15 protein-coding genes are annotated in these 13,937 nt (G+C 47.2%); all 15 read left to right on the top strand.

Translation table 11 applies throughout. The annotated features are described in order from the left end of the window. Positions 1–25 precede the first annotated feature (25 nt). The 15 genes from B5E82_RS02600 to B5E82_RS02530 all read left to right on the top strand — a co-directional run bounded on the left by B5E82_RS02600 (position 26) and on the right by B5E82_RS02530 (position 13,926). Entirely contained in the window at positions 26–541 is a 516-nt protein-coding gene (locus B5E82_RS02600; protein WP_087305939.1) for a hypothetical protein, read from the top strand. A gap of 58 nt (positions 542–599) precedes the next feature. Beyond that, positions 600–1,418: a class I SAM-dependent methyltransferase gene (locus B5E82_RS02595; protein WP_087305846.1), complete on the top strand. Its 819-nt coding sequence runs from the start codon at positions 600–602 to the stop codon at positions 1,416–1,418. A gap of 9 nt (positions 1,419–1,427) precedes the next feature. Further along, a complete protein-coding gene (locus B5E82_RS18390; protein ID WP_087305845.1) occupies positions 1,428–1,643 on the top strand; it encodes a hypothetical protein in 216 nt (71 codons plus the stop codon). A 15-nt stretch (positions 1,644–1,658) separates the two neighbouring features. Continuing rightward, the gene (locus B5E82_RS02585; protein ID WP_087305844.1) at positions 1,659–2,264 is read left to right on the top strand and encodes an MptD family putative ECF transporter S component; all 606 of its coding nucleotides are present in this window, start codon (positions 1,659–1,661) and stop codon (positions 2,262–2,264) included. Continuing rightward, on the top strand, positions 2,261–2,947 hold the full coding sequence (locus tag B5E82_RS02580) for an energy-coupling factor transporter transmembrane component T (RefSeq protein ID WP_330398217.1): 687 nt from the start codon (positions 2,261–2,263) through the stop codon (positions 2,945–2,947). Before B5E82_RS02585 ends, B5E82_RS02580 begins: the two co-directional genes overlap by 4 nt. A gap of 13 nt (positions 2,948–2,960) precedes the next feature. Then, positions 2,961–4,385: an ABC transporter ATP-binding protein gene (locus B5E82_RS02575; RefSeq protein ID WP_330398216.1), complete on the top strand. Its 1,425-nt coding sequence runs from the start codon at positions 2,961–2,963 to the stop codon at positions 4,383–4,385. A 35-nt stretch (positions 4,386–4,420) separates the two neighbouring features. After that, on the top strand, positions 4,421–5,380 hold the full coding sequence (locus B5E82_RS02570; protein ID WP_087305841.1) for a helix-turn-helix domain-containing protein: 960 nt from the start codon (positions 4,421–4,423) through the stop codon (positions 5,378–5,380). Between the two features lie 125 nt (positions 5,381–5,505). Then, complete coding sequence (locus tag B5E82_RS02565) at positions 5,506–7,377, top strand: ABC transporter ATP-binding protein (protein ID WP_087305840.1); 1,872 nt, start codon at positions 5,506–5,508, stop codon at positions 7,375–7,377. Then, complete coding sequence (locus B5E82_RS02560; RefSeq protein ID WP_087305839.1) at positions 7,370–9,118, top strand: ABC transporter ATP-binding protein; 1,749 nt, start codon at positions 7,370–7,372, stop codon at positions 9,116–9,118. Before B5E82_RS02565 ends, B5E82_RS02560 begins: the two co-directional genes overlap by 8 nt. An 11-nt stretch (positions 9,119–9,129) precedes the next feature. Continuing rightward, positions 9,130–9,513 carry a metal-dependent transcriptional regulator gene (locus tag B5E82_RS02555; RefSeq protein ID WP_087305838.1) on the top strand — a complete coding sequence of 128 codons (384 nt, stop codon included), beginning with the start codon at positions 9,130–9,132 and terminating at the stop codon, positions 9,511–9,513. Positions 9,514–9,537: 24 nt separating this feature from the next. Next, positions 9,538–9,945 (top strand): RrF2 family transcriptional regulator, encoded by a 408-nt coding sequence (locus B5E82_RS02550; protein WP_087305837.1) that lies wholly within the window; start codon positions 9,538–9,540, stop codon positions 9,943–9,945. 230 nt (positions 9,946–10,175) lie between these two features. After that, positions 10,176–10,766: an MptD family putative ECF transporter S component gene (locus tag B5E82_RS02545; RefSeq protein WP_087305836.1), complete on the top strand. Its 591-nt coding sequence runs from the start codon at positions 10,176–10,178 to the stop codon at positions 10,764–10,766. Then, entirely contained in the window at positions 10,766–11,488 is a 723-nt protein-coding gene (locus tag B5E82_RS02540; protein WP_087305835.1) for an energy-coupling factor transporter transmembrane component T, read from the top strand. The genes B5E82_RS02545 and B5E82_RS02540 overlap by 1 nt, the downstream gene beginning before the upstream one ends. Positions 11,489–11,501: 13 nt before the next feature. Then, a complete protein-coding gene (locus B5E82_RS02535; protein ID WP_087305834.1) occupies positions 11,502–12,965 on the top strand; it encodes an ABC transporter ATP-binding protein in 1,464 nt (487 codons plus the stop codon). 7 nt (positions 12,966–12,972) lie between these two features. Then, on the top strand, positions 12,973–13,926 hold the full coding sequence (locus tag B5E82_RS02530) for an AraC family transcriptional regulator (RefSeq protein WP_242966228.1): 954 nt from the start codon (positions 12,973–12,975) through the stop codon (positions 13,924–13,926). Positions 13,927–13,937 lie beyond the last annotated feature (11 nt).

Here is a 13,937-nt window from a genome sequence, read left to right as displayed (position 1 = left end):
AATATTGTGGAGGGGAGGAGTGACAGTGAACTGGATACGCATGGTTTTGGATGGTTTTATGATGGCAGCTTATTTTAATCTGTTCGCTGCGGCTGTGGCGATATACAACCCCCGGCTGATGTTTCCTTGTTATCCTCCATCCATTATTAAGGATGCGCCGGAACCTCCCACGAAAGGGGAGAACCGGTTTTATATGCTTTGGATCTGTTTCGGAGAAATTCTGCCCCTGATTATTTATGGCTCGGTCAGCATGATGGAAGGCGGAACCCGGGGATTTGGCTGGATGGCGCTGCACGGTTATATCCAGTGGATGATGATCGGCTTTGCGGACCTGTTTTTCTTAGATGTCTGGCTGATCCAGAAAAAATGCAAGAAGCGGTTTATTATTCCCGGAACCGAGGGGCATTCCGGCTATGAGCTCAAGGCATGGATGAAAAGCTATGCCCTGCCGGAACATCTGCTCCAGTGGCCGTTGCTCCTTTGCCCGGTGATGGCTTTGCTTCAGGCTGGACTAGGAGTAGTATTGATGAGACTATTGTAGTAAGGGTGAGACTATAGTAACAGGGATTAAATTTGTTAAAGAGGAAAGAAGGGAAGTTATGTCTGAACGGCAGGAAAAATCTCAAAAAGCGATCCGTCTTGGCACTCATGGGGAAGACTACGGAAGCTGGATGTCAAACCCGGTGTTTTATATGGTGGGCGGGCTGGTGGCTCTGGCAGCGCTGCTGGCGGTACTGTCATTTGCTGTGTTCCATATTTTTGCGCTGGGTATTCTGTTTGTGATCATCGTGGCCGGGCTTCTGGGGCTCCTTGGCTGGATTACATGGATTCGTCGGCAGTATGCCTTTGATGGCGGCAGGATCATGGAACGGGTGCATCAGACTATCCTGTCCCACATGGATTATGACGGCAAAGGAACACTGCTGGATGTAGGCTGCGGCTCCGGGGCATTATCCATCCGGGCAGCACTCACATGGCAGGAGACAAAGGTTATTGGAATCGACTATTGGGCGGCAGTTTACAACTACAGTCAGGCTCTTTGCGAGAAAAACGCTGCCAGTGAAGGGGCAGGGGACCGGTGTACTTTTTGCCATGGCGATGCCAATAAGCTGGATTTCCCGGATGGCTCTTTTGATGTTGTGGTGAGCAATTATGTGTATCACAATATTACCGGAGCAGATAAACAGAAATTGCTGCTGGAGACTCTGCGGGTGCTGAAAAAGGGCGGCGTCTTTGCCCTCAACGATGAGATGAAGCCGGGAATGTACGGGGATATGGAGGCGTTTGCTCAAAAACTCCGGGATATGGGATATGAGGAAGTGCGCCTTATTGACACTGCCAAAGAGGCATTTGGCTCACGCCGCCGGGCGGCCATGATGATGCTTGGAGAGTCAAGAATGTTGGTGGGAAGAAAGTGAGGTAAAATCATGTCTGAATTTGGCATCGTAGAAGATACGATGTTTATCCCAATGTTAGGAAGAATTTATGCCAGTGAAATGCACCCGGATATTTTAATAAAAAGGTCTGATTGGAATAAAAAAGGCCGAATGGAGCGGAAAAGATTTTTCAGGTCTGTTATGATAATGACTGTAAGCGCCAAAGGGCGCTTTCAAAAAGCCTATGGGTTAGCACAACCTAACTAAAAGGAGGAATTTTCAATGTCTGAAGTGAGTACGGACAGAAAACTAAAAGGAAAGGACCTCATTACCATCGGTATCTTTTCCGCAATCTACTTTGTCATCAACTTTGCCTTCATGCTTCTGGGAGGCATTCACCCTGTTCTTTGGATGCTGATGCCGGGTTTCATTGCAGTGTTTGCAGGTATTCCCTTTATGCTGATGGTGGCAAAGGTTCAAAAACCGGGTGCAGTTTTCCTGATGGGGCTTATCACTGCTCTTATCTATTTTGTCACTGGACAATTTACCCTGGTAATCCTGATCTCGATGGCTTCTACCTGTATTTTGGCCGAAGTTGTCCGAGCGGTGACTAAATATAATAGCTTCAAGGGAAATTCGATTGCCTATGTGTTTTTTTCACTGGGGATGGTTGGTTCTCCCCTTCCCATCTGGCTGTTTAAAGCCGATTTTCTGGCGCAGATTACAGAACAGGGAATGCCCGCTGATTATGTTGCGGCAGTTGAAGCTCTGTCATCCAATGCAATGCTAATCGTTCTGTTTGCTGCTCCAATCATCGGTGGTATCATCGGAGCATTGATTGCCAGAGGTCTGTTCAAAAAGCACTTTGTAAAGGCAGGAATTGTATGATGAATGGAGCGGGCAAAAAACATACATTAAGGTTCGATCCACGGACGGAATTGCTTTTGTTGGTGCTGGCAAATATTGTGGCCTTTACCCAGCACGACCTATGGGTTGAAATTACATGGGTTGTTTTTCTGCTCCTGCTGATCGCTGCCTGCGGGTGTGGGAAATCCGCAGGCAAGCTGGCAATCGCATTTGGGATTTGCCTGGCGCTGCAATATTATGTATTCCCAAACGGTTCGAAAATTTTAGCCAGCAGCTTCACGATCCTTGTATCTTATGCAAGAAAGGTTTTCCCTTGTTTGATTGTCGGTACGATGGTTTTACAGAAAACGCCCGTCCGGGAATTGATGGTTGCACTTCGGAAATGGCATATCCCGCAGGGACTGATTATTCCTTTGTCCGTAACCGTCCGGTATTTTCCGGCCTTAAAAGAAGAAACCGGCTATATCCGGGATGCCATGAAGCTCCGTAATATTCATGGGGTACAAAAAATTGAGTGCATATTGGTACCGACCATGATCTCTGCAACAACGACAGCGGAAGAATTGTCCGCCGCCGCTGTTACGCGGGGAATTGAAAATCCTGCGCCAAAGACAAGCATGATTGAAATGAAGTTTGGTATGCAGGACTTCTTATGTCTGGCGGCGGGAGCGGTTTTCTGCGTGATTTCAATCACAGTGGGTTAAGGAGGTGTTCCATGTGATCCAAATTCAGGATGTATCTTTTGAATATGAGAAAGAGCAGGGAACGCTTTCACATATTGCTCTGAATATTCAGCAGGGAGAATGTGTTGTCCTTACAGGGGAGTCGGGCTGTGGCAAAACAACAGTGACAAAACTGATTAACGGCTTAATCCCTCATTTTGTCGAGGGCGGTACTTTATCCGGCCGGGCGATTGTAAACGGTATGGAAGTGCCGAAAACAGAAATGTACCGTCTGGCAGAGCAGGTTGGCTCCGTGTTCCAAAATCCGAAATCTCAGTTTTTCAATATTGACTCAGACAGTGAGATTACTTTCGGTCTGGAAAATGCGGGTGTCGAACCAAAGAAAATCAAAGAGCGATATGAGGCCACTGTTTCCGCCTTGAAAATTCAATCGCTTTTGGGAAGGAACATTTTTTCCATGTCTGGTGGAGAAAAACAAAGTCTTGCGTTTGCCTCTGTATATGCCATGAACCCGTCCATTTTTGTACTGGACGAGCCGACGGCAAATCTGGATGCTGACGCGATTGACACCTTACGCCAGCAGATTATTCAGATCAAAAAAGAAGGACGGACGGTTGTTATTGCCGAACACCGCCTATATTTCTTGATGGACCTGATCGACCGGGCAATCTTCATTCAAAAGGGAAAAATCGTTCAGATATTTTCCAGGGATGAGTTTCGCAATCTTTCGGATGAGCAGCGTATCAGGATGGGGCTTAGAAGTCTTGTTCATCCTGTGCTGGAGCTGCCTCCCGCCGATCCGCCAGGAGCACAGAAAGGCTTATCCGTAGAAAATCTTTCCTGTGCCTTTGATAAGCAGCCGGTATTTGGCGGCCTTGGCTTTTCTGCAAAACGGGGCGAAGTGTTGGGAATTGTCGGTCATAATGGCGCAGGGAAAACGACGCTGACACGCTGCCTGTGCGGGCTTTTGAAAGAAGTGGATGGAACGGTCCGGCTGGATGGCCAAGCACTGAAAGCAAAACAGCGTAATAAGGCCAGCTTCTGCGTGATGCAGGATGTGAACCATCAGCTTTTTTCAGACAGCGTATGGAACGAATGTGAACTGGCGCAGCCGGATTGTCCACCGGAGCGGATTAAAGAAATTCTCAGGTCTTTTGATTTGCTGGATTTCAAGGACCGTCATCCGATGGCTTTGTCAGGAGGTCAAAAACAGCGCCTTGCGGTGGCAACCGCTATTCTCTCCGACAAGGATGTGCTTGTCTTTGACGAGCCTACCAGTGGGCTGGACTATCATCGTATGCTGGAAGTGAGCAGCATGATCCACAAGTTGAATGGTGAAAATAAAGTTATCATCATTGTTTCCCATGATTTTGAGTTTTTGGGCCGGACTTGTGATAAAATATTTGATATGGAGGGATGCTCCAAAGAAACACCCTGCGGGTGTAACTGGAGGGCGTGAAAAGCACGCCAAACAGAGGAAAGGAGGTAGCGTCTATGCCGGAATTATTCCAGGAAATGTACTACGGCCCGAATGTTCAAAACCTGGTCGAGTCCGATGATTGTAAGGTCATGCGTTTAAGTGATAACTCAGGTGAAGGCATGATGACACTCTATCATGTTTTTCCGGGTGTATTTCTCATGTATAATGATTTCCACATGAAGGAGTGCGTTTCGGGTTTCCAGACAGATATGGACCTGCTTTGTATCGACCACTGCCGGGAAGGGCGCATTGAGCAGGAAGTCGGCCAAAATGCCTTTAGCTATTTAGAGGCTGGCGATCTTCGGGTGGATCGCCGCATCCATCATTCCGGCAAGGTGGAATTTCCACTTTCTCACTACCACGGTATTTCCATTGGCTTTCAGATGGAGACTGCGGCAAAGGAAATCCCGGCCTCTATGAAAGGTTTTTCTGTGGATCTTTATGAATTGCAGAAAAAGTATTGCAGCGACCGTACACCTTATGTCATTCCAGGAGAACCGGCCATTGAGCATATTTTTTCCGAACTCTACAATGTGCCGGTCAAAATCAAAAAGGACTATTTCAGGATCAAAGTGTTGGAGCTGCTGCTGTATCTGGACGCACTGGAACTTTCAGGCCATACAGAAGAACGCCCCTATTTTTATAAAGGCCAGGTTGAAAAAATCAAAGCGATCCAGGCACTTCTGACGCAGGATTTGACCAAAAACTATACTCTGGAAGAACTCTCCGCGCGGTTTGATATTGCTCTGACCCCTATGAAAAACTGTTTCAAATCGGTATATGGCAGCCCGGTTTTTACATACATGAGAAACTATCGTATGAACTATGCTGCCTCTTTACTGAAGTCAGATAAGTCGCTGAAGGTGGCGGAGATTGCGGGACTTGTGGGATATGACAGTCCCAGCAAATTTGCGTCCGCATTTCATCAGACAATGGGGAAAACGCCGCTGGAATATCGAAAATCAATTATCTGATTGGAATAAAAAAGGCCGTGTGGAGCGGAAAAAAAATTGAATCGTGATAGCATTAAGGATGGTTAGCAAAGATTAACCATCCTTTTTTCTTTGCTGGCTAAATTGATCGAGAGAGGTGAATTGATATGAAGCAGCAAAAAGAGCATTGGGTCAAAACGCTTTTCTCTTTTGCAGGTCCCTGCAAAGGGAAAATGACCCTCTCGGTTTTGTGTGCCATTTTAAGTGTTGCCGGAGGCTTTGTTCCGTTTTGGGCGGTGTATGAAATCCTGCTCCTGTTCATTAACCGGACCGCTACTTTGAACAACATCATGCTCTGGTGTCTGGTGGGCGTGGGCGGATACCTGATCCGTGTCATCTGCTTTGGCATTTCCACAATTTTGGCACATATCTCCGCTTACACGATACTGGAAGGCATCCGCCTGAAAATCGCAAACCGCCTGATGAGGGCGCCCCTTGGCGAAGTAATGGGACGAAGGATCGGTTACTTGAAGAATATTATCATGGACAAGGTGGAGGATTTGGAGCCGCCTCTGGCCCATATGATCCCGGAGCTGACATCGAACCTGCTCCTTCCGGTTGCTATTTTTATCTGGCTGCTGGTGATTGACTGGCGTTTGGGCCTTGCAGTCCTGATTGCCCCGGTTCTGGCTATGATCCCCATGTTCTTTCTCATGCGGAACTATAACAGCCAGTACGCAGCTTATATGGAGGCAAACAATCATGTAAACAATGTCATTATTGAGTATGTGGAAGGCATTGAGGTTGTTAAGGCGTTCAATCAAAGCACCAGTTCCTATGAAAAGTTTGTAGGAGCGGTAAAGTCCTTTAAGGATTTTACTCTTGTCTGGTTCAAGAGTACCTGGAAAACAATGAACCTGATGATGGCGATTATGCCCACCACCCTGTTGGGGGTACTTCCCATCGGTTTGCTGTTGACACAGAGCGGGAGTATCACGCCTGCTGAATTGGCGATGGGAATTATTCTTTCGCTGAGTATTGTCGGCCCGCTGATGAAGGCTACTACTTTTATCAACGAGGCAAAGTCAATGGAATATGCAGTAGAAGCTGCAAATGAACTTCTGAACCTGCCTGTATTGCCGGACTCTGGCAAGATTGTTCCGATCAGGCACACAGATATTGTTTTACAGGATGTGTCTTTCTCCTACAAGGTGAATTCCGGCAAAGCCGGAAGAGAGGGCGGCCTGGGCCGTGATGGCACTGAACAAAACGAAGTGCTGCATGACATCAGCTTGAAAATGCCGCAGGGAAGTTTTACAGCCCTGGTTGGGCCATCCGGCGGGGGCAAGTCCACCGTTGCCCGACTGATTGCTCGATTTTGGGATGTGACCGGCGGCAGTATCTCCATCGGCGGTACGAATATCAAGGAGCTTTCCATCCGGCAGCTTTCCGAATTGGTCAGTTTCGTGACACAGGACAATTTCCTGTTCAACTGCTCTCTCAAAGAGAACATCCGCCTGGGTAATCCGAATGCTACGGATGAGGAAGTATATGCCGCCGCAAAAGCGGCCTGCTGTGATGATTTCATTGTTCGACTGGAAAAAGGATATGATACCCCAGCCGGTGATGCTGGCAAGCGGCTCTCCGGCGGAGAAAAGCAACGAATTGCTATTGCGAGAGCAATCCTGAAAAATGCGCCTATCGTGATTTTGGACGAGGCAACTGCCTTCACTGACCCGCAGAATGAAGATAAAATCCAGAAATCCATCATGGCCCTTTCCAAAGGAAAGCACCCTCCGGGTATACCTGGATGCCATTCGGCAGAGCAGAGGAAAACCCTGCTGGTGATTGCACATCGTCTGTCTACCATTCAAAACGCAGATCAGATTGTCGTTCTGAAGAAAGGACAGATTGTTGATTGCGGAAAGCAGGAGGAACTCTTGGAACGCTGCCCGCTTTATGCGGATATGTGGCAGGCGCATATTGGTGCAAAGAACTGGTCTGTGGGCGAGAAAAAGGAGGTGGCTGTCAATGTTTAAGTCAATGAAACGCATTATCCGATGGGCTGGTAAATATAAAGGCCGCCTCTATCTTGGTTCTGTGTGTTCCTTTTTCAGCAGTTTGTCTACTGCTATTCCTACAATGGCAGCCGCATTCGCACTGGATAAAGCGATCCAGGCATACTGGACGAATACTGCGATTGATACTGTTTTAATCTGGCAAATGCTGGGGATCATTATTGGCTCGATTGCATTGAACTTCCTGCTTTCTTATCTCCGGGCAGTATTGCAGGAGAGCATTGGATATGAAGTGGCCGCCGGGCAGCGTATTCATCTGGGCGATGTACTGAAACGGGTTCCCCTTGGGTACTTTTCACAGAACAGTGTCGGTGACATTCTGGCAGGCGTTACCACGGAATTGTCTACTTTGGAATTACAGGGTATGAAAATGGTGGATGTCATCATCAATGGATACGCAAAGTTTATTGCCATCGTTTTATGCCTGATCTTCTTCAGCCCCGTTGCTGCGGTTATTTCCATTGTTGGCGTTGCTCTTTCAGCGCTGGCTTTGCAAGGGATCAGCAGACACAGTGAAAAAAACGCTGCAACAACCCATAAAGCAATGGAAGATATGTCCGGCGCAGCGATTGAATACATCCGAGGGCTTTCCATTGTGAAGTCTTTTGGACAGGAAGGGGCCTCTACCCGGAACTTTCGTAATGCCAGTAAAGATCTGAAAGATATTCATATCAAGGTGGAAAAAGGCTTTACTCCCTTTAACTGTCTGCATCTGTTCGCCTTAAAACTGGCTTCGATGGGAATTGTCTTTATTTGTGCATGGCAGGCACTGCAGGGACAAATGAGTATGGCGTTCTTCCTGATGTTTGTCCTGTTCTCTTTTGTGATGTTCGGCAGTGTGGAGAATATCAATGACGCAGCCCATACGCTTGGAGTTGTGGACTCTGCCATGAATAAGCTGGAAGCATTGGAGAATGTAAACTATATCGACCGGGACGGCACCGACATAAAACCGGCAACCTATGATATTGAGTTTAGGGATGTTTCTTTCGGATATGACAGCCGGATTGTTCTGCATGACCTGAACTTCAAAATTCCGCAGAATAGCACAACGGCCATCGTGGGGCCATCTGGCAGCGGAAAATCTACGCTGTGTAACCTGATTGCCCGTTTTTACGATGTGGGCAGCGGAACGATTACCCTTGGCGGAACGGATATTCGCAGATTTACCTGCGATAGTCTGCTCAAAAATATCAGTATGGTATTTCAGAATGTCTATCTGTTCCGGGATACCATTAAGAATAACATCAAATTCGGCAGCCCGGACGCTACCGATGAGCAGGTCATCGCCGCCGCAAAAGCCGCCCGTTGCCATGACTTCATAATGGCTTTGCCGGACGGATATGACACGGTGATTGGTGAAGGGGGTTCTTCGCTTTCCGGCGGTGAAAAGCAAAGAATTTCTATCGCCAGGGCGATGCTCAAGGATGCTCCCATTGTTATCTTGGATGAGGCAACAGCAAGCATTGACCCGGAGAATGAGCATTTGATCCAGGAAGCTATTTCTGCCCTGACACATGGCAAGACCATTATTACGATTGCTCATCGTCTGGCTACGATTGAGAACGCCGACCAAATCCTTGTGATTGATGGCGGAACTGTGGCTCAGAGAGGTACACATAAGGAACTGCTGAAACAGGAAGGTACTTATAAAAAGTTTATTCAAATCCGAGAGCAAGCCGAGGGCTGGCGGATACAGTAGGGAAGAGGTCTATGAAACTTTATGCGTCCGGGGAGGATTATTTGGAAACCATTCTTATTCTCCATAGGGAAATGGGGATGGTGCGCTCTGTAGATGTGTCCCGGCACATGGCGGTATCCAAGCCCAGTGTCTGCCATGCGGTGGCAGTTCTGCAGGAAGGCGGTTTTCTTGCCGTGGATGGGGACCACTTTCTCCATCTGACAGAGCAGGGGCGGATAATTGCGGAGAAGATTTATGAGAGGCATCGCTTTTTTACAGATCGTTTGATAGAAGCCGGCGTTGATCCGAAAACTGCAGAGGCAGATGCCTGCCGCATAGAGCATGTGATCAGCGATGAAACCTTCCACCGGCTGAAAGAAAAATACCAAAGCGAAAGTGAAAACAAAGGACTATAAGAAAAACAGAGGAGGAGAGTGCCAATGCAGTTGAACCGTTCTACAGACTATGCTATACAGATGCTGGTGTATCTGGCCAAGGCGGGAAAGACCGTATCCTCCTCGAAGCTGGCAGCAGCTATCGACGTATCTCATCGCTATCTGCTCCAGATCAGTGCGAAGCTAAGGGCGGCCGAGTTTATCCGGGCCGCTCATGGTCCGTCTGGAGGGCTGGCATTGGATAAAGCACCGGAAGAAATCAGCTTATATGATGTAATTTTGGGAATGGAAGGAATTATAAAGACCGGGGAAATTTGCGGAGTACCATCGGATGAAGTATCGAAGGAGATGCTCATGTTAAAGAATGAGTATAGAAAGGTGGATTGTATGTTGGAACGGGTGCTGAAAGAGATTACACTTGCCAGAATCCTGGAAGCTGATTTGTATCTGTAAGTAATGTGTGCCTTTTTGATACAGCTTATACATGTAAGTGATGGAGCTATTTTGCCATGAGCAGCAATAGCTCCATTTTGTATTAAAAAACCAAATGGAGCATTTTGAAACTATTCGGAGTGGTGAGAACTATTGGTATTATGATAGGATTTAATCATGCGAAATCCCGTTTCGCGATTTTTTTACGAAATGGGTTAGCGCAATCTAACCGAAGTGGAGGTATATAGAGCGTGAAAGTAGAAAGTAAGAAACTGCAGGCGAAAGATTTAATCAATGTGGGTGTTTTTACAGCCATCTATTTTGTCATTTTCTTTGCAGGCATGATGCTGGGGTATATCCCGATCTTTATCCCGCTGCTTGGATTGGTGTGCCCCATCCTGTGCGGTATTCCCTTTATGCTGTACTTAACAAAGGTCAAGAAGTTTGGCATGGTATCCCTGACCGGCATTATCCTTGGCTTATTGAATTTAATTATGGGTAGCGGTGTCTTGGTTCTGATTTTTGGCATCATTTTTGGAATCATAGGCGATTTGATTTTACGGGCCGGAAAATATCAAAGCTGGAAATCCACACTCCTTGCCAATGGTGTGTTTTCCCTTTGGATCATGGGTTATGTGAGCCGGATGTTCCTCACCCGCACAGAGTTCTTTGCTTCGCTTGTAAGTAGTTATGGACAGGAATATGTAGATACGCTTATGTCCTACACCCCAAATTGGATGTTCCCTGTTTTATTCGTTGTAACCTTTATCGGCGGCATTTTGGGGGCGCTTCTTGGCAAGGCCGTGTTGAAGAAACATTTTGAAAAGGCGGGGATTGCCTGATGGATGCGGCGGTTACAACGCTAAAATTTGAAAACAAATCTGTTATTCCCACCGATCCGAGGACAAAATTGTTTTTAACCGTAACTGTCAGTACCATTATGATTACCGGTAGTACCGGCGGATTTATGAATCTGGTCCGGCCGTGTCTTATGGCGTGTCCCATTGTTTTTCTGCTTCTTTCGTGGAAATGGAGTGCTGCAGTCAGATTTGCGGTTACATATGCTATTTTGTTTGCTTTGGAATTAACGGTGCTGCCTTTGCTCACTGGCACATGGAATTTTATTTTGGGAGCTGCTGTGGGGATTTATACCCACATGCTTCCCGGGTTTATCATGGGATATTATCTGGTAAGCACCACAACAGTCAGTGAATTTGTTGCTGCGATGGAGAAGATGCACATTCCACAAAAAATCGTGCTCCCTATGTCGGTGGTATTCCGATTTTTTCCCACAGTCAAAGAGGAATATGCGGCTATACGGGATGCCATGAAGATGCGCGGCATCACTACTCTCCGCAGTCCCATGAAGATGCTGGAATACAGGGTGGTCCCTCTGATGATGTCCATTGCCAAAATCGGAGAAGAACTGTCTGCGGCGGCTCTCACACGAGGGCTTGGGGCGCCGCAGAAACGGACAAACATTTGTAAAATTGGGTTTGGACCTTTGGATGTTTTTTTCTTCCTGCTGGCGATACCCTGTTGGGTCGGTTTCTTTATCTGTTAGGAGGAAGGAGTCTATGATTGAACTTCGCAATATCAATTTTCGCTATGCCGGGGGAACGGATGCCGGTGGGCTTGTAAACATTGACTTAATCATCCCGGACGGGCAAGTTATCCTTTTGTGTGGACAATCCGGCTGCGGAAAAACAACCCTGACCCGCCTGGTGAATGGGCTGATCCCGAATTATTACGAGGGCGAGTTAAGCGGCGAAGTCCTGTTGGATGAAAAAAACATCAGCTCCCTTCCGCTCTATGAAACAGCAAAATATGTGGGGAGTGTTTTTCAAAATCCCCGTACTCAGTTTTTTACGGTGGACTCCACCAGCGAACTGGCCTTTGGATGTGAAAATCAGGGGTTGCCTGAAGCAGAAATCATTCAGCGGGTGAAATCCACGGCAAAGCAGTTTGGTATGAACAATCTGCTGGGGAAAAATATCTTTTCTCTTTCCGGCGGAGAAAAGCAGAAAATTGCCTGTGCCTCTGTGTCGGCCAGCAATCCGCCCATTATTGTCATGGATGAACCATCCTCAAATCTGGATATATCAGCCACAAAAGATCTGCGCCGGATGATCCAGATTTGGAAACAGCAAGGAAAAACGGTTATTATTGCGGAACATCGGCTCTATTACCTGAAAGAGTTGATCGACCGGGTTGTCTATTTGAAAGATGGGAAGATTGAAAAAGATTATCCGGCTCTGGATGCTCTTAATCTGTCCGTGACGCAGCAGGCAGAAATGGGGCTTCGGCCTTTTGATCTGGGGGTGTTCCCTGTGACAGCACATACTGCCGCAAGCAAGGGGTCTATTCAATGTGAGAACTTCCATTTTGCTTACACAAAACAAAGGGATGCGCTGGATATTGACAGCCTTTCGCTGCCGAAGGCAGGCGTGATCGCAGTCATCGGTCATAACGGAGCAGGAAAATCCACGCTGGCCCGCTGCCTTTGTGGTTTGGAGAAACACTGCAGAGGCATTGTGAAAGTGGACGGGAAGCCGTATAATAGAAAACAAAGACTGTCCCTGTGCTATATGGTCATGCAGGATGTGAACCATCAGCTGTTTACGGAAAGCACAGAGGAAGAAATGCTCATCAGCATGGCGGAGACAGCTTCCGACAAAGTGGATGCGGTTCTTGAACGGTTGGATTTGCTGCAATTTAAGGACCGGCACCCCATGGCGCTTTCCGGTGGCCAGAAGCAGCGAGTGGCGATTGCCACTGCTCTTGTTTCCGGACGTGAGATTTTAGTGCTGGATGAACCTACCAGCGGTTTGGATTTACAGCATATGAAAGAAGTGGCTGAAGAACTTGTTACGATACAGGAAATGGGTAAGACTTCTCTTGTCATCACCCATGACTATGAGTTGATCGTCAGCTGCTGTACCCATGTTCTGCATTTGGAGCATGGCACGGTGCAGGAACAATATTCACTGGATGCCGCAGGACTTCAGCGCCTCCGGGAATTTTTTATAGAATCGAGGTGATTCCAGGTTGAATAAAAGCGATCTGTTCTTCTCACAGCAAAACATGAATTTACTCTGCCGGGATGAATCCTGCTCGGTCTACCAGATGAAAAATGAAACAGGGGACGGGACTGCAACCTATTATGAAGTATATCCCGGAATCGGTGTCATGTATAATGATTTCCATATGGCCAGCTGTCCGCCAAGGCGCTTTGACAACATTCACAATATTTCCATCCATCATTGCAGGGAGGGCCGTATTGAGTGGGCAGTCAGTAATGGTGCCTATCTTTATCTTGCGTCCGGAGATATTATGCTGGACAGCTCGGTTACTGAAAACAATCACTGCAGTTTTCCCGTAAGCCATTACCATGGGATCACAATTACGATCTCTGTCCCCGAAGCAGTAGCGGGGTTAGGTGATCTTTTGTCCCTGTTTTCCATTGACCTGGAACAGATTGAGCAGCAATTTGCCCTGAAAACACGGCCTTTTATCATGCACGGAAACTCTGTCCCCGATCATGTGATCTCCGAACTGTATCAGGTGCCGGAAAATATTCGCATGGAATATCTCAGGGTAAAGATCCTGGAATTGTTGGTTACGCTAAAGACAGTTGACCCTACAGTCTTAGGCGTGGAGCGCCCCTACTTTTATAAGACGCAGGTGGAGAAGGTCAAGGCGATCATGTCGTTTATGACAAATGAGCCAGAGCGCCATTTCACGATGGAGGAACTATCCAAAAGATTCGATATTTCCACTTCTGCCCTGAAGCAGTGCTTTAAGGGTGTGTATGGCACCGCCATTTACACCTATATGCGGAATTATCGTATGGATATGGCCGCATCTTTGCTGACCCAGACCGATGAGCCGATTACGGTGATTGCTGGGAAAGTTGGCTATACGAACACCAGTAAATTTTCCGAAGCGTTTAAAAAGGTCAAGGGGAAAACACCTCTGGAATACCGAAAAATAAAAATCTAAATGGAGTAAAA

The organism is Lachnoclostridium sp. An138 (assembly GCF_002160765.1).
Lineage (GTDB): Bacteria > Bacillota > Clostridia > Lachnospirales > Lachnospiraceae > Laedolimicola > Laedolimicola faecalis.
Note: the sequence above shows the minus strand (reverse complement) of the source record. Positions and strands in the feature narration are given on the sequence as shown.

Coding starts and splice junctions, on each gene's coding strand:
- B5E82_RS02595 (WP_087305846.1), top strand. CDS start 600: ATGTCTGAACGGCAGGAAAAATCTCAAAAAGCGATCCGTCTTGGCACT.
- B5E82_RS18390 (WP_087305845.1), top strand. CDS start 1,428: ATGTCTGAATTTGGCATCGTAGAAGATACGATGTTTATCCCAATGTTA.
- B5E82_RS02585 (WP_087305844.1), top strand. CDS start 1,659: ATGTCTGAAGTGAGTACGGACAGAAAACTAAAAGGAAAGGACCTCATT.
- B5E82_RS02580 (WP_330398217.1), top strand. CDS start 2,261: ATGATGAATGGAGCGGGCAAAAAACATACATTAAGGTTCGATCCACGG.
- B5E82_RS02570 (WP_087305841.1), top strand. CDS start 4,421: ATGCCGGAATTATTCCAGGAAATGTACTACGGCCCGAATGTTCAAAAC.
- B5E82_RS02565 (WP_087305840.1), top strand. CDS start 5,506: ATGAAGCAGCAAAAAGAGCATTGGGTCAAAACGCTTTTCTCTTTTGCA.
- B5E82_RS02560 (WP_087305839.1), top strand. CDS start 7,370: ATGTTTAAGTCAATGAAACGCATTATCCGATGGGCTGGTAAATATAAA.
- B5E82_RS02555 (WP_087305838.1), top strand. CDS start 9,130: ATGAAACTTTATGCGTCCGGGGAGGATTATTTGGAAACCATTCTTATT.
- B5E82_RS02550 (WP_087305837.1), top strand. CDS start 9,538: ATGCAGTTGAACCGTTCTACAGACTATGCTATACAGATGCTGGTGTAT.
- B5E82_RS02540 (WP_087305835.1), top strand. CDS start 10,766: ATGGATGCGGCGGTTACAACGCTAAAATTTGAAAACAAATCTGTTATT.
- B5E82_RS02535 (WP_087305834.1), top strand. CDS start 11,502: ATGATTGAACTTCGCAATATCAATTTTCGCTATGCCGGGGGAACGGAT.